8 protein-coding genes are annotated in these 18,907 nt (G+C 39.9%); all 8 read right to left on the minus strand.

Annotated features, from left to right (window positions below; translation table 11 throughout):
• Positions 1-96: 96 nt before the first annotated feature.
• The 8 genes from H5116_RS03580 to H5116_RS03615 all read right to left on the minus strand — a co-directional run bounded on the left by H5116_RS03580 (position 97) and on the right by H5116_RS03615 (position 18,807).
• Positions 97-1,458, minus strand: coding sequence for a hypothetical protein (locus tag H5116_RS03580; protein WP_024597652.1), 1,362 nt, complete (start codon positions 1,456-1,458; stop codon positions 97-99).
• A 163-nt stretch (positions 1,459-1,621) separates the two neighbouring features.
• Entirely contained in the window at positions 1,622-2,524 is a 903-nt protein-coding gene (locus H5116_RS03585; protein WP_310735984.1) for a GGDEF domain-containing protein, read from the minus strand.
• 69 nt (positions 2,525-2,593) lie between these two features.
• A complete protein-coding gene (locus tag H5116_RS03590; protein WP_169061197.1) occupies positions 2,594-3,178 on the minus strand; it encodes a YqaA family protein in 585 nt (194 codons plus the stop codon).
• A 128-nt stretch (positions 3,179-3,306) separates the two neighbouring features.
• Complete coding sequence (locus tag H5116_RS03595) at positions 3,307-3,885, minus strand: OmpA family protein (protein WP_182715574.1); 579 nt, start codon at positions 3,883-3,885, stop codon at positions 3,307-3,309.
• Between the two features lies 1 nt (position 3,886).
• Positions 3,887-5,188: a TolC family outer membrane protein gene (locus H5116_RS03600; RefSeq protein WP_182715575.1), complete on the minus strand. Its 1,302-nt coding sequence runs from the start codon at positions 5,186-5,188 to the stop codon at positions 3,887-3,889.
• Between the two features lie 14 nt (positions 5,189-5,202).
• Positions 5,203-6,510, minus strand: coding sequence for an HlyD family type I secretion periplasmic adaptor subunit (locus H5116_RS03605; protein ID WP_182715576.1), 1,308 nt, complete (start codon positions 6,508-6,510; stop codon positions 5,203-5,205).
• Complete coding sequence (locus H5116_RS03610) at positions 6,503-8,626, minus strand: ATP-binding cassette domain-containing protein (RefSeq protein ID WP_182715577.1); 2,124 nt, start codon at positions 8,624-8,626, stop codon at positions 6,503-6,505. The genes H5116_RS03605 and H5116_RS03610 overlap by 8 nt, the downstream gene beginning before the upstream one ends.
• Complete coding sequence (locus H5116_RS03615) at positions 8,623-18,807, minus strand: Ig-like domain-containing protein (protein WP_310735985.1); 10,185 nt, start codon at positions 18,805-18,807, stop codon at positions 8,623-8,625. The genes H5116_RS03610 and H5116_RS03615 overlap by 4 nt, the downstream gene beginning before the upstream one ends.
• Positions 18,808-18,907: the final 100 nt, after the last annotated feature.

Genomic DNA, 18,907 nt, shown 5'->3' on the forward strand with positions numbered 1-18,907 from the left:
GTGTACCTAATTATTAATGAGTAGGTAAATTTTGTTCAATAAAAAAGCCTAAGTACTTAAAGTGCTTAGGCTTTATGCTACTTAATATGTTTAGGTTTATTCAACACTATCGGTAATAGTGCGCTCTAGGGTCATCTTATAACCAGAGCTTGTTGTTTCATCATGCTCTAAAATCAATATGTAGTTACCCTCTTGTGTAAAGTCCATATCGCTTTGTTGAATAAGCACAATTTGCTGGCCGTTGTCTTCGTAAACAACATAAACCGTGTAAATTTCGTTATCTACAACCTGCTCTTCTTGGTCATACTTATCTAGGCCATCGACTACGTTACTAGTGTCGTCTACCGTTTCGCCGTTAAGTGTAAAGTACACATCTACATCTGAAACCGACTGCCCTGCGTAGCTTTCAATTAGGTTTACAACCGATACCGTATGGCTGTAACTGCTTGGTGTTAGATTTTCTTCAACGCTCATCATACGTAAACCGTTATCTGCGTCGTTATAAAAAATACCCACCGCACTTTGCTCGCGCTCTAGCGTCATTAAAAAGTTATCAGCTAGTTTTGTACCTTCTTCGTCGTACATCGCTACGCTGTAACTATTAGGCGAAAGTTCAACATAATCGGTATAAGAGTCACTAGCGACTGTATTTGTTGTGTTTACAGTTGTACCGCGTGTAGCAGAAAAGCTTACTGGCGAGTAGTCATCAACGGTATTTATAAAACGTAATTGCCCCAGAGCAGATTGGTGTTTAAGCTCAGTAACGTAGTTATTATCGGTTACTACATCAAGCGTAATGCCGCCTTCTTCTGTTGCATAACTTGGGCGGATCATTGCTACATAACTTGCTTCATCGTATAAATAAACAGATGACGACTCGTACACAACATCACTGCTGCCCGCTTCTGTTATGTAAATAGTGTAATAACCTTCATCAACGCTTTGCAGATCTAACTCACTTAAATATTGAGCTGATGAGAAAAGTGTCGCGCTTTCAAATACACCATCATCAGTTGCTAAGTAAATATCGTAGTTAGTGTCCTCTCCTGCAATATTATAAAACCCTAAGTTAAACTCACCCGTATCGCTTGTAATAGGTACGCTAAGCTCTGTAAATGTAGGTTCATCAAAGTTACCACTCATTACTATTAACTGTGTTTTGTCACCCTTAATAGAAATTTCTTGATCGCTAATTGTTATATAGCTGTCGTTAGCATCTAGGTACTCAAAACTTACATCATAAGTGTCTGTGCTGTAGTTATGGCGAGTAGTTACATCAGCAAAATCAGCGCCTGAGCGCTCTGTTTCTTCAACAAACAAACGTGTGTATGGGCTATTGTAAGAGCCGTTATACAATTGGATGTAACCTGTAGAGCTTGAGCTATCGTCAGAGCCGCAGCCCGACAAAATAGTAATTAGACTTAAGGGTAATGCAGCTTTTAAAAGGGAGTTAGTCATTAAGGTTATTCCTTATTATTAATATCCCCATTATGACCCAAACATTCTATTTTAATTTCATGATTTACAAAGCATTACCCTCACTGACATTTCCTTACGAAAACGTTAAAAAGTGTAGTAAATGTGCAAATAATAAGGACGTGTTTTTATATAATTAAAACGCTTACGGGGCAATTTCAAAATGATCTCGACCATTTTTTTTAGCTAAATATAAAGCTTGGTCAGCGCGTTTCATTACACTATCAAGTGCTTCGTCGCTAATCCGCTTAGCAATACCTATACTCACAGTTAAAAAGCGATCATCCTTAACCTTAATAGTATGAACAAGCTCTAAAACAGCCTGAGAAAATTTAGCGACATCATCAATGTTACTTGATGGAAAATAACCCGCAAACTCTTCTCCGCCTATACGAGCAAAGATATTTTCGCTTTCAAATAGAGCATTTACTTTCCCTGCAAACTCTTTGAGTACTTGATCTCCCATATCATGGCCAAAATTGTCATTTATGGATTTAAAGTGGTCAATATCAATAATTAAAATAGTGTACGGATTAGTAACTGCATTTTTAACATTTTGATAAAAGCAACGTCTGTTATATACCTTTGTTAATTCGTCAATAACAAATTCTTGCGCTAATCTGTTGTGCATCTTTTGCATAAATAACATTGTTTTAAATAACCCATAGGCAGTGATCACCATACCCAGCGTTTTACATAAATCGTTTAAATAAATATCAATCCACCCTGGCTGTACAACTACCTCATTGAGTAAATCAGTTGTCATACCCACTATCCATAGCAGCAAGCCAATCGTGACATATACATACGCTTTTTTTGCCAACTTAGAACACTGAACAACCCAAAATACGGTAACAATAACAATTAAGTTTATTAGGTCGCTCGTAAATCCATACATGCTATTTTTAATATCTAAGTGCGAAAAAGCCACTAAGTTATAAATAGTAAAAACCACAATAAAAGAAAGTAACGCAAGCATAAGCAGCTTATTTAACCGCGTAATGTACACAAAGCGAGTTAACTTTAAACTTACGGTTTCAAATTTAATCATAAGGAATTCTTATATTTACGTTTTAATTAATCGTTAAAAACTATAACACACCATATAAATCAGACCTTAAATTAAGGTGCTTAACCCCCATAACCCCAACACTAAAATAGTAATACCAATCATCGCTTTAGTTTTATGTTTACTAATGATTCGCTCAGCTTCATTACCTGCATAATAAACAATAATAGCCAAGCCAAAGTAACGAATAGAACGCGCAATACCCGAGGCTAATAAAAATAGCCAAATAGAGTACTTAGTCGCGCCTGCTGCAAGCATCGCTATTTGAAACGGAATAGGCACAATGCCAAGCGTTATAACAAACCAAAAACCTTGGTCTTGCATTTGCTGTTTAACGTTTTCAAATTGTTCAGGGCTCGAAAATGTATTAATAATCCAATCGCCAACCGCATCAAATAAATAATAACCCAACGCATAGCCAAACAATGCACCTACAATACAGCCTAATGTCGCCATTAAGGCGATAAGCCATAGCTTCTCTCTACGAGCTTGCATTAGCGGTACTAATACAGCCTCAAGTGGAATAGGCACTATGGTTGACTCTAAAAACGACGCCACTGTAATACCGCTAAGCATATGCTTAGAATCAATAAAATTACGTGTTTTTTCTTTTAGCTTTTTTTGAATTGCCATATAATTTTCCTTTTATAGTGCCAAAAATAAAGTGGTTAGTTTATTTTGGCACATCCACGTTAATATAAACTTAAGCAATAAAAAAGCCCGTATAAAACGGGCTTTTTAAACTGTATTTGTATAATTATTTAAAAACCGGCATTATATAAATCAAATTGCTTTTCTAGTTCAACAGAACTCTCTCCATCAACTAACGCTATAACTCGTGTTTTTCTGCCAGCTAATACTTTAGGAATATCTTTTGAATCAACAAATGTTTGCTCAGTTATTTCTATATTTTTAACACCTTGCGCTAACAAAGCCGCTTTAACTGTTTCAACTCGTTTTAAAGCAAGCTTACGGTTATATTCTAATGACCCTTCTAAGCTAGTATCACCAATTAATAAAATAGTAATACCTGGCACATCAACAACACTATTAGCAAAACTTACTACTTTTGCTTTTGCATCATCCGTTAGCGTCGATTTATCGTAACCAAATTCAATAACAACGTTTCTTGATGTCGTTATTTTTTGCTCTTTAGGGCAACCATCATTATTTGTTTTGGCTCTTATCGGTGTTTCAGCACACTTGTCTCTTGCGTTAATAACACCGTCGCGGTCTTGGTCAAATAAATCTTTTGATTGAACTTGATACTCATATTTTTTTGCATCGCTAGCACAGCCAGACAGTAATAATGCAAGACTTAAAAACATAATGCTTTTCATATTATCTATCTCCTAGTAGCCATGCTTCAGGTTTATCAACCCTAAGAGCTCTAACTAAACGCCCTGTTGCATTTACAAGCCTAAAGCTTGCTTTGCGTTGATCATAAGCCGATTCAATATAGTTACGACGCGCTGTAAACAACTCAATTTGCGAATCAAGTACATCTAATAACGAACGACGACCTAATGAAAATTGGCGTTCATACCCTTTTTGAGCAACTTCAGCATAGCCAACATTTTCTTCGTAAAAGCCTTTTTGCTCAGCTAAAAACATGTTTGCATTCCATGCAAAGGTTGTCGCTTCTTCGACTTGCCGGTGAGTTGTGTCTTTAACTGCTACGGCTTCTTGGTAACGCCATTTTGCCGCTTCGGTATCTGCATTTGTTTTGCCACCGTTGTATAAATCGTAACTCATAGAAAGCATTACTCGGCCGTTATCATCACGACCAGGAGAGCCCGAAATATTATCGTTATCAGCTACATCAAACTCTAAACTAACCTTTGGCCAATAACCGCTTTTCTCTCTTTCTATTTGTTTATTTGCAGCTTCTATATCAAAAACAGCAGCCATAATTTCTGGATGTGATTTTTTAGCGACTGCTATAGCATCACCTAAAGTGGCTGGTATATATGTTTCATCCACTTTAGGAATCATTAAATCATCAGGGTACTGACCCACTAAATCATAGTAATTTGCTTTAATATCTTGAAGATTATTTTTAGCAGCTAAAAAACCAGATTGTGATGTAGCAAGTCTAGACTGTACTTGAGCTACATCGGCATCGCTTGATAAACCACGTTGACGTCGTTGTTCAATATCACTTAATATTTTTTTATGTATGTTGATATTTCGCTCTGACAACTCAACTAACTCAACTGATTTAAGCAAGTCTAAATATACCTGTACAACTTCAAGGCTAATATTCTCTGCAGCAGATATTAAACCCAATTGGTCAGCTTTTGCTTCGTTATCTAGTCTAGCAACTTCAGATGATGTTCTAAAACCATCAAATAACATTTGTGTTATTTTTAAACCTATTTCTCTACGATTTAATTCGCTATCAAGTTCTCGGCCTGATTTATAGTTTACGCGCTCGTATCCATATCCTGCATATAAACGAACTTGTGGTAAATACTCACTAAACGCACTGCGTTTATCGCGGTATTTTGCTTCAAAGCTCGCATATTTCTGCATTAATCTCGGATTAGTGTTTAATGTTTCAGCTACAGATTGCTCAAGCGTTAACGCATTCGATAACCCTGGGGCTAAGGCTAAAACAGAGAGTAGTCCTAATTTACGCATTTAATATTCCTATATTATGGTTCACGCATTGCATTGGCTTTTGCTCTAAGCAAAGGTTTTAGCCAATAATCTAAAACAGTTTTTTTTCCAGTAATAACATCTACTTGCGTTTGCATCCCTGGGATTATTGCTTGCTCTGCTATTTGGCTTATTGTTGTTTTAATATAAGCCTGATAATAAGCAGTTCCATCTTCTAAATACTGAGCATCTGCACCAATATAAGTAACTTCACCTTCAAGTCCACCGTATATTACAAAGTCATAAGCAGTAAACTTAACTTTAGCAGCCATGCCCACTCGAATAAAACCGATATCTTTTGGTTGAATTTTAGTATCAATTAAAAGCAAATCGTTTTGAGGGACAATTTCCATCATCACCTCGCCGGGGTCAATTACACTGCCAATAGAGCGTGATACAATATTTTTTACGGTACCACGTACTGGCGATCTAACTTGTGCTTTTATAAGTCTATCTTCGAGTGATTTGCTACTTTGTTGAATTTTAGCAAGCTCGTTACTCACTTCATCTAACTGATTTTGTGTATCCGCTAAATAATCAAATACTATCGCTTTTCGCTCTTCTTTTACCTGACTTTTTGCCGCTTTTAATTGCTGTAATAACGCATTGGCTTGGTTTAATTCACCTTGCATGCCAATTTCGTCTCGTTGCAATTTAACCAACTCCATTTCGGCAACAGCACCCGCATCTACAGCACCTTGAGTTAACAGTACTTCCCGTGTTGTGAGCTTTAGCCTTTGCTTAAGCGCAGATATATTTGCACGTTGCTCTACACTGGCTTGCTCCTGCTGGAGTAGGTTTTGCGTGCGCTGCTGTAGCTGAGACTCAAGCTGTGTAAGTCTTGAAGTATACGTATTGTATGCCTGCTTATACACATCTACAGCAATATCTTTTCTAGGTATTTCTAAGCGTTCTATATTAGCGCCAAAACTGCTTTCTTCATTTAAAGTAACGCTTTTCAATTCAGTTACTAGACGGTTTCGTCTTGCTAATAACGAACCTTTTTCTTGACTAGATTCAGCATAAGCAGCAGCAAATCGGGTTTCATCAATCAGTAAAAGCGGATCACCCACCTCTACAATTTGCCCTTCACGTACTAAAACTTCTTTTAAAATACCGCCATCAAGGTTTTCAATAGTTTGAACACGTTGTACTGGTATAACAGCACCTTGACCTACAACAACTTCTTCTAGCTTAGCAAATTTAGCCCACAAAACCACAGCAAAAAGTAATACAAAAACTATAATAACCAATCTTTTAGCTTGTTTTGCAGCTTGTAGCTGCCCCATATATAAATCAGCCATTGGTTGAAGAACTCCCAGTCTCTGTATTCACCCTTGTCACTTTTTTACTTACTAGTTTTACACCACCATGCACTTTATTACTAAATAATGAGCTTGGTGTTTCTATACTTTTTAAGCGACCGTGGTCGAGCACAAATATTCTGTCGCATATAGTCAGCATATCTTTACGATGACTCGAAATAACCACCGTTTCAGTGCGATCCTGAAGGGTTTTAATGAGGAGTTTTTCGTGGCCTGCATCCATAGCCGACGAAGGTTCATCTAAAATAAGTAATGCGTTATCGTCTTTTAATAAAGCACGCGCAATACATACAGCTTGACGTTGTCCGCCCGATAAAAACCGACCAAACTCGCCAACCTGTGTTTCCAGCCCCGACTCCAACCGGTCAATAAAACGACTTACGCCAGATTTAACTAATGCATTGGTTAAGTTTGTTGGGGTTATATTTTGTGCGCCTAGAGTAATGTTTTCAAGCACTGTGCCATAAAACAAGCTTGGGCTTTGTGCTACCCAGCCACTTTGCTTGCGTAGCGCACTTAACGACCAGTGCCTTATATCTATGTCGTCAATTAAAAGCTGACCTGATGTAGCTCTGTACTGCCCAGCAATAATTGCAAGCAAGGTAGACTTACCAGAGCCTGCACGGCCATATAAACCTATTTTTTCGCCCTGCTTAATTTCAAAGTTAATACTGTGCACTGCCTCAAGTTCTTGCTCATGGTACTGAAAGCTCAAATGGCGGGCTGTAATATTGCCATTTACAGGCGCATTAATCGTGTTTTCGCCACTTTTTTGTTCTTGCTCAAGCGCCATTATATTTTTAACCGACTCAATGGCTGTTTGTGTTTGTTTATATTTTAAAACAAGCCCAGCTAAAGCCGAAATAGAACCCGATGCGCGCCCACTCAGCATAACAATAGCAATCAGTGCGCCCATACTTATGTCGCCGTTACTAATTAAATAAACACCAAACACAATAAGCGCAATACTGGTAAATTGGCTAAGGCTTGCAACTGTATGCGTAAGTGTTGTGGCGCTATGGCGTGATTTATTTTGCCAATCAACCATTTGTGCGAGTGTTTGTTCAAGCTTTTGTTGCGCGCCTGCTTGGCCGTTCATTTGCTTAAGCTCAACAAGCTGGTTCAGGTTTTCGATTAAATACGCTTGGCGCTGGGTTGACAATTTAGATGCCTGCTCAACACTTTCACTCAGTCTTGCTTGTAATACCGCGCTTGTAATAACAACCAAGGTAAGTACTACAACCGGAATTAAAACAATTAAGCCACCTAGCCAAAAAATAAGCGCTAAAAACAGCAGTGTAAAAGGTAAATCGATTACCGATACAAGCGTCGCTGAGGTTATAAACTCTCGCACGCTGTCAAAGTCTTGCACTTGCTTTGCATAAGCACCTGCAGAGGCTGGGCGCTGCTCAAGGCGCATACCTAGCACTTTAGCGTACAACATACTGCTAATACGTAAATCTATTTGCCTGCCAGCCGCATCGGTTAAATGCCCGCGCGCTTGCTTTAATAACCAATCAAACACAATGGCTATTGTTGCGCCGGTTGCAAGTACCCATAAGGTATCGAGCGCAGCATTAGGCACAACGCGGTCGTATACGTTCATGGTAAACAACGGCACTACTAAAGCTAATAAATTAACGGTTAGCGAGGCGAGTAACAACGAATTATAAAATGGTTTAACCTGATCCCATGCAGGCTTTAGCCAACTAGGAATACGTGTATGAAGTTTTTCTGAGCGCTCATCAGTTACATTATCGTGCGACAAGTACCAAATAAGCTCTTTATCAATATCACTTAATTGCTTAGGTTTTGCTTCATCAAGTGAGCTAAAAGTACTTTTACCATCATTTTCAAAAAACCAAAAGTAGCCTTCTTTATCAAGCGCCAAAGCAGGGTAAGCATAATGTTTTGGCGTAGTTTGCTGCTGCGCACTCACATTAATATTACTTAATGCTTGCTCTAAATGATGCGCCGAAAACTCATTACTTGGCAAACCAAGTAATAAGTTGTCGCTTTGATGGCGTAAATGCAAGGCATCGGCAATATGCTTACCAAGTGCTAATATTTGTTCTCGGTTTAGGATTAACTTCATACGTTTTGATCGCCGCTGGTCATACTTGCAATCGTCTCATCATGTGCTGTGTTACCACTGCCAGACATATCGCTATAATCAGGCCCACTGTCACCGCTCGCACTTGCGGTACGCGCTGAGCTAGCTGTAGCCGAATCAGAAATAGTTACATTTACTACCTCAGGCGAAGCCTCTTGTGTTTCACCGTTAAGTGTTGAAAATGCAGTTAACGTTAAGTCAAAACTATCACCAGCAGTGCCATCAACTATTTCAAGATTTTCAATATCAGCAATATCAACGGTCCACGTATCACCTACTTTATCTCCAAAGTTAAAGCTGTATCCATCAGGTAAGCCAGTAATTTCAATATAGCCGGTTTCATCTGCTGCAGGGTTTTGTAAATCAACATCAAGGTTAAGTGCAATATTATTAGTTGAGCTACTGGTTACATCATTAGCGGCTGTCCATAACGGCGCGTCTGCTTGTGGTTCTAACTCTACAATAAAGTCTGACGTTTCAGGTGTGCCAGTTACAGTAACGGTTTCACCATTAATAACTGCGCTATCCATAGTCGCTACCTCAACGCTCATATTAAACGTGCCAAACGCAAGGCCACCGGCGTTAAAGTCAAAGTTTTCTATACCACTACCTTCTTCGCTTATTACGGTAGCAATATAGTTATTACCCTCTTGTGCAAAGTTAACTTTAGTACCATCAGCAAGCTCTATATAGCCATTTTCTAGCTCAGCTAATGCCGATGAGTCAGAAGTATCACCATTAATAATAACTTTAAGTTGCACTTGCTCAGTGCCATCGGCCTCAGTGCTAAAGGCAGCAAGATCAATAGTTACGTTGCTATCTTCGTCACCTGAATAGTTATCTTCTGGTTTTTGACTAAAATCAAGCGTGTCTGCTACAGGGTTAACACTCACGTTAAAGCTTTGTGATTGCTGTAATAACTCGCCCTGTGTACCATCTTGGCTAATTGCATTTAAACTTAGTGTTATGTCTCCACTAAAATCAAGAGGAGGAAGTAATACAATATTATCTGCATTCCCTTCAAGTAAGCTTCGAGGAATAGTCCAGCTCGTTGTGCCATTTTCTGAGCCGTCATCACCATTATTAATTATTTGTAGCTCTTCACCTGTTACCGCATCAATAAGAGTGGCACCTTTTGGTACACCGCTAATTGTAAAATAGGTAGTTTCGGAGTCATCTAGCGAAGTAGCCGCTAATCCCGTAAGTATAATTTCGCTGTCTTCATCGCCAGTAACGCTATTAGCAGTAAGCATAACACCGTCTGTTACAGGTGTTACATTTACTGTAATTGTTTGGTTAATAGTAGAGCTCGCTTTTACTTCACCTGTCGAAAGCGTAGCTCTATCTACTACTGTAGCGCTAATATTAATATCAAAATCACCCTTGGCATTTTCAGGAGGGTTAATCCCAACACCGGCTAAATCATCGTCAAATGTACTGCCATTACCTTTGTATAAATAACTGCCATCAGTTTGTAACTCAAAATTATCTGAAGGGTCATATAATGTACCTCCATCTGGTAACTCAATTGTTATTGGCTGAGTAAAATCAATTTCTTCAACACCACCATCTTCAGTATCTGTACTTTCGTCTGTTGAGGTAAACGTAATACCAAGTGATGTATTTGTATTGTCTTCAGTAATCGTTTGCGTTGCAGCAGCAAGGGTGCCACCATCAACTACAGGGTTAATATCCACACTTAATGATTGGGTTATATCTATTTCGCGGTCGCCACTTGGGTCTACGGCAACTATTTTTACTGGAATTTCTAATAAGCCAGAGTAGTCACTGTCGTTACTGTTAATAACCATTGTACTTAGCGAGCTTTCAGGGATTATGTACTCTATACCAGTGTCTGTTTCTACCGCAATTATACCATCGCCCTCAATAGTGAAGCCTTCTGGCAAACTGCTCTGCTCAACATAAATAGTAATTACATCGTTATAGTTATCATCAACATCTTGAGATAAATCTTCACCTAAATTAAAGTCACTTTCCTCAAAAGTAACGCTACCGCCTTCATCAGCCGTAACATTTTCTATTTGTAACGTATTAACTGGCGATGCAGTAGTCGTTTCTCCTTCGCCATCAATATTAAACCGTACTTTAAAGTTTCCGCTAATAAGGGCGCTGTCGTCACCGTCTTTAACGCGTGCATTAACTGTCACATCAACGTCAGAACCAGTAGATGAGTTAGCTTCAATAATTACGTTATTAAGCAAATCGTTTATGCTGTCTTTAGCGGCGTCACTTGTACCAGCGTCTATAGGAATAACCCAGCGACCAGTCCCATCTGGCGAGGCTATGTTTTCACCATCTTGCATGTAAATAACTTTTAATGAGGAGTTTTTTGGCAAGATAATTTCGATATATGTTATATGCTCAGAACCATCAATATCCTCTTCAATGAATGATGCAACGCCAGTTAAATTAATTTGACGCTCATTAGCACTTCCTTCATTAGTAATGGTTTCATCTGTGGTTTCGATACGAGTAACAGCGCCGTCAGCCTCAATGCTTGGGGCTACATCTACTTTGCCATTAACAGTTACCGTAATATTTGCACTTATATCACTTGATACAGCAGCAGAAGTATCTTGTACGGTGTAAGTTATCTCAACACTAAGCTCGCCTGAGTAATCTTCATCAGGTTTGAGTGTAACACTATCTGTATTTAAGTAGTCGGTAACATCTATTCCACTACCAACAGCTGTTTCAACACCGTTTATGTAAAGCGTTGTACCATCTGGAATACTATTAATAATCGCTTTTGTAATACTTTCAGAACCATCTACATCTGAGAGGTCGGGATTTAATTTAAGTGAGATTTGGCTGTCTTCATTGCCAACAACATTTGTATTTAAGTTAGTGGAGTCAATAACCGGCGTAAATGTAACACTTGCCTTAATTTCCGTGTCTTTTGTGTTAAATTCACCTGTATCTGGCTCAGTAGTCACCACTGTAATATTAAAGTCAACGTTACCGCTAAAATCGGCACTTGGTTTTAATGCATAATTACCAGACTCGCTGGCTAACAAGCTGTACTTAGGGTTGCCATTAGCGCCAATACCTACAACAGGTAAATTAGCAGGCTCTCCCGTTATTGCATTTACAAGCGTTACACCATCGGGTAATTCTGAAATTACTAAACTAACGGTTTCTGAGCCATCGGTGTCTTCACTTTCGAATAAAAAGTCGAGCGTGAGTAATTCATCTTCTACACCGGTGGTATTTTCTAAAGTAAGCCCTGAGTCGTCATATACCCAGTCATTATTGCTTGTTAATACGGGTGAATCTGCAACACCCACTACTTTAAAGGTAAATTCTTTTACGCCGGTTTCTGCACTATCAACAACATTACCATCTACAACTTCTTCACTAATTGCGTTTACTTTAAGTGCAATTTTTTCTTGCGCTAAATGCTCAGGTAACTTAAGCGTATAATTTGCTAAGTCAGTGTCAAAAATAGTGTAAACACCATTAACTGGGGTTACTTCATCTCCATTACCATCTAATAATGTAACAACTTGCTCATCACCATTAGCATCTATAAATGTTGGTATTTCTATTTCGTACTTGAGACGCTCAGAACCATCTGTATCAACGAGCAGTCCGTTTATTAGGTCACTCAGTTGAGGGTTTGAATCTTCGTTAATTGTATCAACGCGCACAGCTAGTTTTGGCGCGTCGGCTACTGGATTAATCGTTACTGTAACCGTTTGTTTGTCAGCTGTTGCTGTGTTGTTATTGTCTTTTTCTGTACTTGTTGCTTGAATATCAAACGTATATTCGCCAGTTGAATGTAATTTGTTACTAACCGTTAATTTGTTAAGTTCACTTTGTGTGAGTATTGCGCCTTCGGTTATTGTTCTGCCACCAATTTTAAGTACTAAGTTTTCATCTAAACCTGAAATTACATAAGTCAATTTCTCAGAGCCATCAGTATCAGTTAATGCTGCACTAATAATGAGGTTTTCAGGTGAGTCTTCATCTAGGGTGTATTGGTAAGCATTACCTGTATCCCACTCTGGGGTATCGGCTACTGATTCAACTGAAATGGTAGTCGAATCGCTTAACTCTCGTGGTGTTCCACCATCTTTGATAGTTATTGTGGTTTCAACTTTAAATTCAACCGTATTAGAAAAATCGGAGCTGTTTTCTGCTGGTTGATAAGTTAAATTAGCAACTGTCACTGTATCATCAGCGTTAGTAGTTAATGCAGCGCCTGTAAATACATAATAGCCATTCACAATTGTAACATTGGCATTGTTTGTAGCTAAACTACCATTGAGGTAAAGCTCTCCGCCTTGTAAAGACGCCAACTCAATTTTTATTTCACTGACTGTCTCTTCTTGGTCAGAAATATCACCTCTATCAATGGTAATGGTCACTTCACTACGTGTATTGTTAGCGTTACCGCTACCGTCAGTGGCATCTTCATTAATGTCAGTTGCTTCAACGGTTAGCTCACCTTTGTAATCACTTATTTTTAAATCAATACTTCCTGTTGCTTTATCAGCATCATTGTCGATAACGGTATAGCTAATTGAGTCTGTAAAATCTTCGTTATCGCTTTGAGCAAACTCGTCAGTTGTAATCACTACTTTACCGCTTTCGTATACTCTTAATGTGCCAGATGTATCACTGTCACCCTCACCTTTAAAGGCAACTTCTTTATAGTTACCGGTTGAATCAGAGCCTGAGTCAAACGCAATGTACTTTGTACCACCATAAGTAAATGAAGCTAATTTAGCACCATCTGCACCTGGGTTATTGGTGTTACCAACAAAGTTACTGCTATTAATATCAAGCAGTTCGAGTGTTTTACCGCCGCCCTCAACAAGGTTAACAGCGACAGGTGTGGTATCTACTGTTGGTGTATCATCAGTTACTGTAATAGTTACTGCTGCGTTATTAGTATCGCCATCAGCATCAACAGCAGTTACATCAAAGCTGATATCTTGCGTATTTGTTCCGTCAGCATCAGGGTGTTTAATTGCTGTAAATTGCTCGTAAGTGTAAGAGCCATCAGGATTAAATTTAACGCGTAAAACATCTTCGCCATTTGCTGTAGCGATATACCAGCCATCAGCGTTTTTATCGTTTAATGTAATTGGATTATTTCCATCCGCAGTAACGTAACTTCCGCCGTTAAAGGTTGCTATAAAGTTATCTGCAAGCTTAATTTCTACAACTTCATCAGAGCCTTGCGTTACTGTAATTTGCCCCGTAGTTGTAATTGGGTCATTATTTCTAAGGTTAGTCTCATCAACACTTGCAGCTGAGTCAGCTATTACAGGATCGGTACCGTCGTTTAATGTCACCGTGACGTTACTTGTAACCTGTGAGTTATCGGTATCTTTTGTATATACTGGGATCACGATTTGAGGTGTATCAGTACCATTGATATGATCTATTGCACCTGTTATTTCAAATGAAATTGAGTAGGTTTCAGACGTTTGTGCTGCTACATCTACATCTGGTAGCGTAATTTTAAAGACCTCGGTTGAAGTGCCTTCTAAAATACCTTGTGCGGTACCGTCGCTATTAACTTGCCAAACAATATTTGTGGTGACAGCATTACCGTTCTCATCGAGCGTAGTTTGCGTTAGCTGATTACCATTACTATCAAGCACCGCTGCCCCATCAGTAATACTAACTTGCATGTCCACTACATCATCAAGACCTGCTGTTACTGTAAATGAGGTATCAGTATCAGTATTTGCTTGGCCATCTCCATCTTCGTTATTGTCAGCCACGCTGTTAGGTGTTTCAGAAACATTTAAAGTAATATCATTTTGAGTATGCTCTGCCCCGCCATCATTAACGGTAATGTTTAATGTGGTCGTATTACTGTCCCCATCATTATCTATCACTTCGACTTGCAATGGTACGCCGGTACCTTCTATTGTGTTGTCAAATGGACGGTAAAGCGTAAACTCGTATGTTAAGTTTTGATTACTCGTGCCATTAATGTCGGGTAACGTCGCTACAAAAATTGTTTCTGTACCTTCGCCAGTATTTGCCGTTATCGTTCTTCCATCATCACTTAAAGTGTATACAAGCGCGACACCACCGGCAGTTAAATTTGGTTGTGAATCACTAGAGAATGCTAGCGATGTTATTGTGTCACTGCCAACTGTTGTGCTCACGGTACCTTGCTGAGATACGGTGGTATTATTAGCGGGGTCTAAACCACTTTCGTCAATACTAATAGGTGTTTCTGAGGTATCTTCAACCTGAGGCCCACCGCCATCTTGAACGGTTATGGTTACGTTACCCGCACCGCTGATTGCTGTACCATCACTGTCCTCCCCATTAATAGAAAGCGCAAAATCAATATTCTCTCCATTAGGGTTATCAAGGGGTAAGCTTACTGTTGTTTGAACCTTAGCATCTAAATCTTTGCCATTTGCATCTTGCGTTGCACTTACGCTAAAGCGAATAACTTCGCTGCCATTAGCTGAGCCTGTAATTGTTTTTCCGTCTTCACTTAAAACAAAGGTAATAGCAGAGCCTGAACTTGTTAAGTTAAGCGAATCTAAACTTGAAATAGTGTCATCAAAGGTGATTGAATCGGCAACTAATGCATCAGAGCCTGCCACAACATCAAAGTTTTTGTTATTCGTGGTAATAACGCCGTAGTCACTTTCAGTGTAGGTGGTTGCTTGGTTAGTAAAACTGCCCGCACTGCCATCTTGTACTGTAAATGTAGCTGTACTGGTAGAGCTACCTACACCGTCGCGATCTGCTATTGTGTATTCAATAGTAAACTGTGGTGAAGGCGTTGAGTCTCGCTTATCAAGCGCGTTAAAGCTCCATGTGCCATCGCTGTTAACCGTTAAAGTACCTTCATCGGTTACTATCGTGGCTGGTGTACTTGTGGTTACGTCATAATCAGTGCCATTAAATGTTACACTTGTAACGGTTGGTGCGCCCTCTACTACACTGTCGTTTGTGACTAAGCTACCTGTTGATACTCTACCTGCATCAGTGTCTGCTTCGGTGACTGTAAAGCTGTCGTCACTGCTTTGTGGGGCTGAGTCGGTAATCGTAACGGATGTTGGTACAACGACAAGTTCGGTTGTGCCATCGGCATCTGTTTGCAACGCATCGACAAAAATATCTGTTAGTAAACTTTCACTTTCATGATCAATGGGGGCGTGTAACGTGGTAGTAAGCTCACCGCCAGCAAGCGCCACACTTAACACTAAGTTGCCTTGAGAGTCTTTAACTTCTAACGATAAACCGTCATTTGCTAAGGTAACCGAAACAGGGCTGCCGTCTACCGTTAAGCCTTCAAGGCCAGATTGGTTTGTACTTAATGTAAGGTCAGCGTTATCTATTTCTATTGAACTAGTCGCTGAGCTTGTGCCGCCATTTGCAGTATTACTTTCGTTTAATGTTTGGCTATCAAGCGCATCTAATGTGGGTGCGATATCTTGCGCTGTGTTTCCTGCAGAATCGGTAACGGTTGCTGTAATAGTCCACGACTGTGTATCATCAAGCTCAGATACATCTATACCGTTAACAGTCCAAGTTCCACCATTTGCTACTGCTGCAGTCACTATTTCACTAGTAGTGCCATCAAAAATCGTAAGTGTAACGATAGAACCTGGTTCAGCATCGGTTGTACCATTTAACGTGGTTACTTCACCGTCTTTAAATGATCTACTGTTAATGCCGCTTTCACCAGTATCAATATCAATATTAATGGTGGTGTCTTTAGTGAAAGTTGTTGAATTAGTCGCTAAATTGCCCTCAATATCAAGTGCGCTCACTTCTGCGGTAATCTCTCCATCAGCAAGTTCTGATATATCAGTGGCATTAATTACCCACTCACCCGCGGCATTAATAACTACATTTTCGACTGTGACTTTGTCACCATTTACATCGGTAAAGACCACCGTGGCGGTTTGATTTTCATCAGCCTCTTCTATTACACCGCTTACTACAACATTACCCTGCTCATCAGTATTAACAACATCATCGCCTGCTGCCATTTCAATGGTGGTTGCTGCGGTTTTATCGTGAATGGCTGTGTCTGTATCGGTTGCGGTATTGCCTGCAACATCACTTACGGTGGCTGTGGCGGTTAATGTACCGTCATCTAGCCCTGATAAATCAGCACCGGTAATCGTGTAGGCATTATTAATAACCGTCGCTTCAAAGCTGCGCTCATTACCCGCTGCATCCTTTACAACCACCGTGACTGTTTGGTTATCTTCAACGCCGGTTGTAGTTCCTGTAATTTCAACGCTTACGTTTTCACCATTGCCGTTTATTACGTTGTCGCTTGTATCGTTTATATCTACCGTTACGGCAACTGTGGTGTCTTTAGTAAAGCTGGTTTCGTTTGTGGCTAAATTGCCTTCAACATCTAATGCGCTAACACTTGCTGTAATTTCACCATCTGCTAGCGTTGAAATATCCGTAGCCGCTATTTGCCATTCACCATCTGCATCAATAGCTACGTTTTCAACAGTAACTTTGTCTCCGTTCACATCGGTAAAGACAACCGTGGCAGTTTGGCTTGTATCTGCTTCTTCTATTACACCGCTTACAACTACATCACTTTGCTCTGCGGTATTAATAACAGTGTCGTCACCTGTTGCAACATCAATGCTGGTTACGGCTGTTTTATCGTGAATGGCGGTGTCTGTAGCGGTTGCTGTATTGCCTGCGACATCACTTACCGTGGCTGTGGCGGTTAATGTGCCATCGTTAAGCTCTGATACGTCTGCGCCTGTGATTGTGTACGCTTCATCAGTAACGAGTGCGGTGAAAGTTTCACTATTTGTGCCATCACTGACTACTACGGTGACCGTTTGCCCATTTTCTACGCCTACGGCAGTGCCGTTTATAGTAACGTTTGTATTTTCACCAGCACCATTTATTACGCTATCGTCTGTATCAACAATATCAACCGTGACATTAGCAACAGTATCTTTTGTTAGGCTTGTCGTATTAACCGCTTCATTACCTGCGTTATCAAATACGCTAACACTTACAGTTATGTTGCCATCTGCAAGTGAGCTTATGTCTTCGTCACTTACTTCCCATGTGCCATCGGCATTTATGGTTACATCATCAACGGTCACTTTTGTGCCGTCTTTATCTATAAAGGTAACGGTTATGCTATTGGTTGACTCTACATCATCAACCACACCACTTACGCTTACCGCTTCATCTTCTGCTGCGTTTATTACTGAGTCTTCTAGCACGAGCGTTGTACTGGCTTGCGTATCTTTTGTGAAATCAAGGCTGTTTGTTGCCTCGTTGCCCGCTATATCTTGTGTCGTTACATCAACGGTGTAATCACCATCTGATAATGCATTTAATATGCTGCTATCTAATTGCCAGTTGCCGTCATTGTCGACATTAGCAGTGCCATTAAATACAACACTGCCGTCACTGTCTTTGATGGTAATTGCTACGCTTTGATTAGCCTCTACGTCTAATACTGTGCCTGCTACTTTAGCAGTGCTTTGCTCAGCATCGTTAATAACAGCGTCATCGCCCACATTTACCGTAACAGCACTTTGTGTGTCTTTAACAATGTTAAGATCTGCATCAGCGGTGTTGCCTGCGGTATCAGCAGTTGTTGCTGTAACAGTCAATGCCCCCTCATTAAGGGATGTCAAATCGAGTGAGTTACTTTGCCATGTACCATCAGCTAAAATAGTCGCTTGCCCTGTTACCGAAGCATTACCATCAGAGACAGTAATGTTAACGATTTTACCTTCTTCTATATTGGCGCTTTGACCATTAATAACTACAGCCGATTTTTCTGCATTATTAATCAATAAGTCGTTGCTTTCGCTTGGAATAGAAATAGAAGCTTGGGTGTCTTTTTCAAAGGTTGTGCTATTTTCGGCTTGGTTACCGGCCTCATCAAATACACTTACAGTAGCAGTAATAGTGCCATCGGCAAGGGTATTAATATCTGCACTATCAACTTCCCAACTGCCGTCGTTATTAATCGTAACATTGTTTATAGTAACGAGTTCGCCACTTTCATCAGTAAAAGTAACTGTTGCTGTATTCGTCGGCTCGATATCAGTAACCTGACCACTCACAACAACATTTGTTTGCTCGTTCGCATTAACTAAGTCATCGCCAGCCCCCATTTGTATGGTGGTTACTGCTGTTTTATCGTGAATGGCGGTGTCTGTATCGGTTGCTGTATTGCCAGCTTCATCACTGACTGTGGCTGTGGCAGTTAATTCGCCATCGTTAAGACCTGATAAGTTTGCACCGGTA

This window comes from Pseudoalteromonas sp. SG45-2 (assembly GCF_014164115.1).
GTDB lineage: Bacteria > Pseudomonadota > Gammaproteobacteria > Enterobacterales > Alteromonadaceae > Pseudoalteromonas > Pseudoalteromonas distincta.

What these genes read in the sequence shown, in the direction of transcription:
- H5116_RS03595 (WP_182715574.1), bottom strand. Translation starts at nt 3,885, where the DNA reads ATGAAAAGCATTATGTTTTTAAGTCTTGCATTATTACTGTCTGGCTGT.
- H5116_RS03580 (WP_024597652.1), bottom strand. Translation starts at nt 1,458, where the DNA reads ATGACTAACTCCCTTTTAAAAGCTGCATTACCCTTAAGTCTAATTACT.
- H5116_RS03605 (WP_182715576.1), bottom strand. Translation starts at nt 6,510, where the DNA reads ATGGCTGATTTATATATGGGGCAGCTACAAGCTGCAAAACAAGCTAAA.
- H5116_RS03590 (WP_169061197.1), bottom strand. Translation starts at nt 3,178, where the DNA reads ATGGCAATTCAAAAAAAGCTAAAAGAAAAAACACGTAATTTTATTGAT.
- H5116_RS03610 (WP_182715577.1), bottom strand. Translation starts at nt 8,626, where the DNA reads ATGAAGTTAATCCTAAACCGAGAACAAATATTAGCACTTGGTAAGCAT.
- H5116_RS03600 (WP_182715575.1), bottom strand. Translation starts at nt 5,188, where the DNA reads ATGCGTAAATTAGGACTACTCTCTGTTTTAGCCTTAGCCCCAGGGTTA.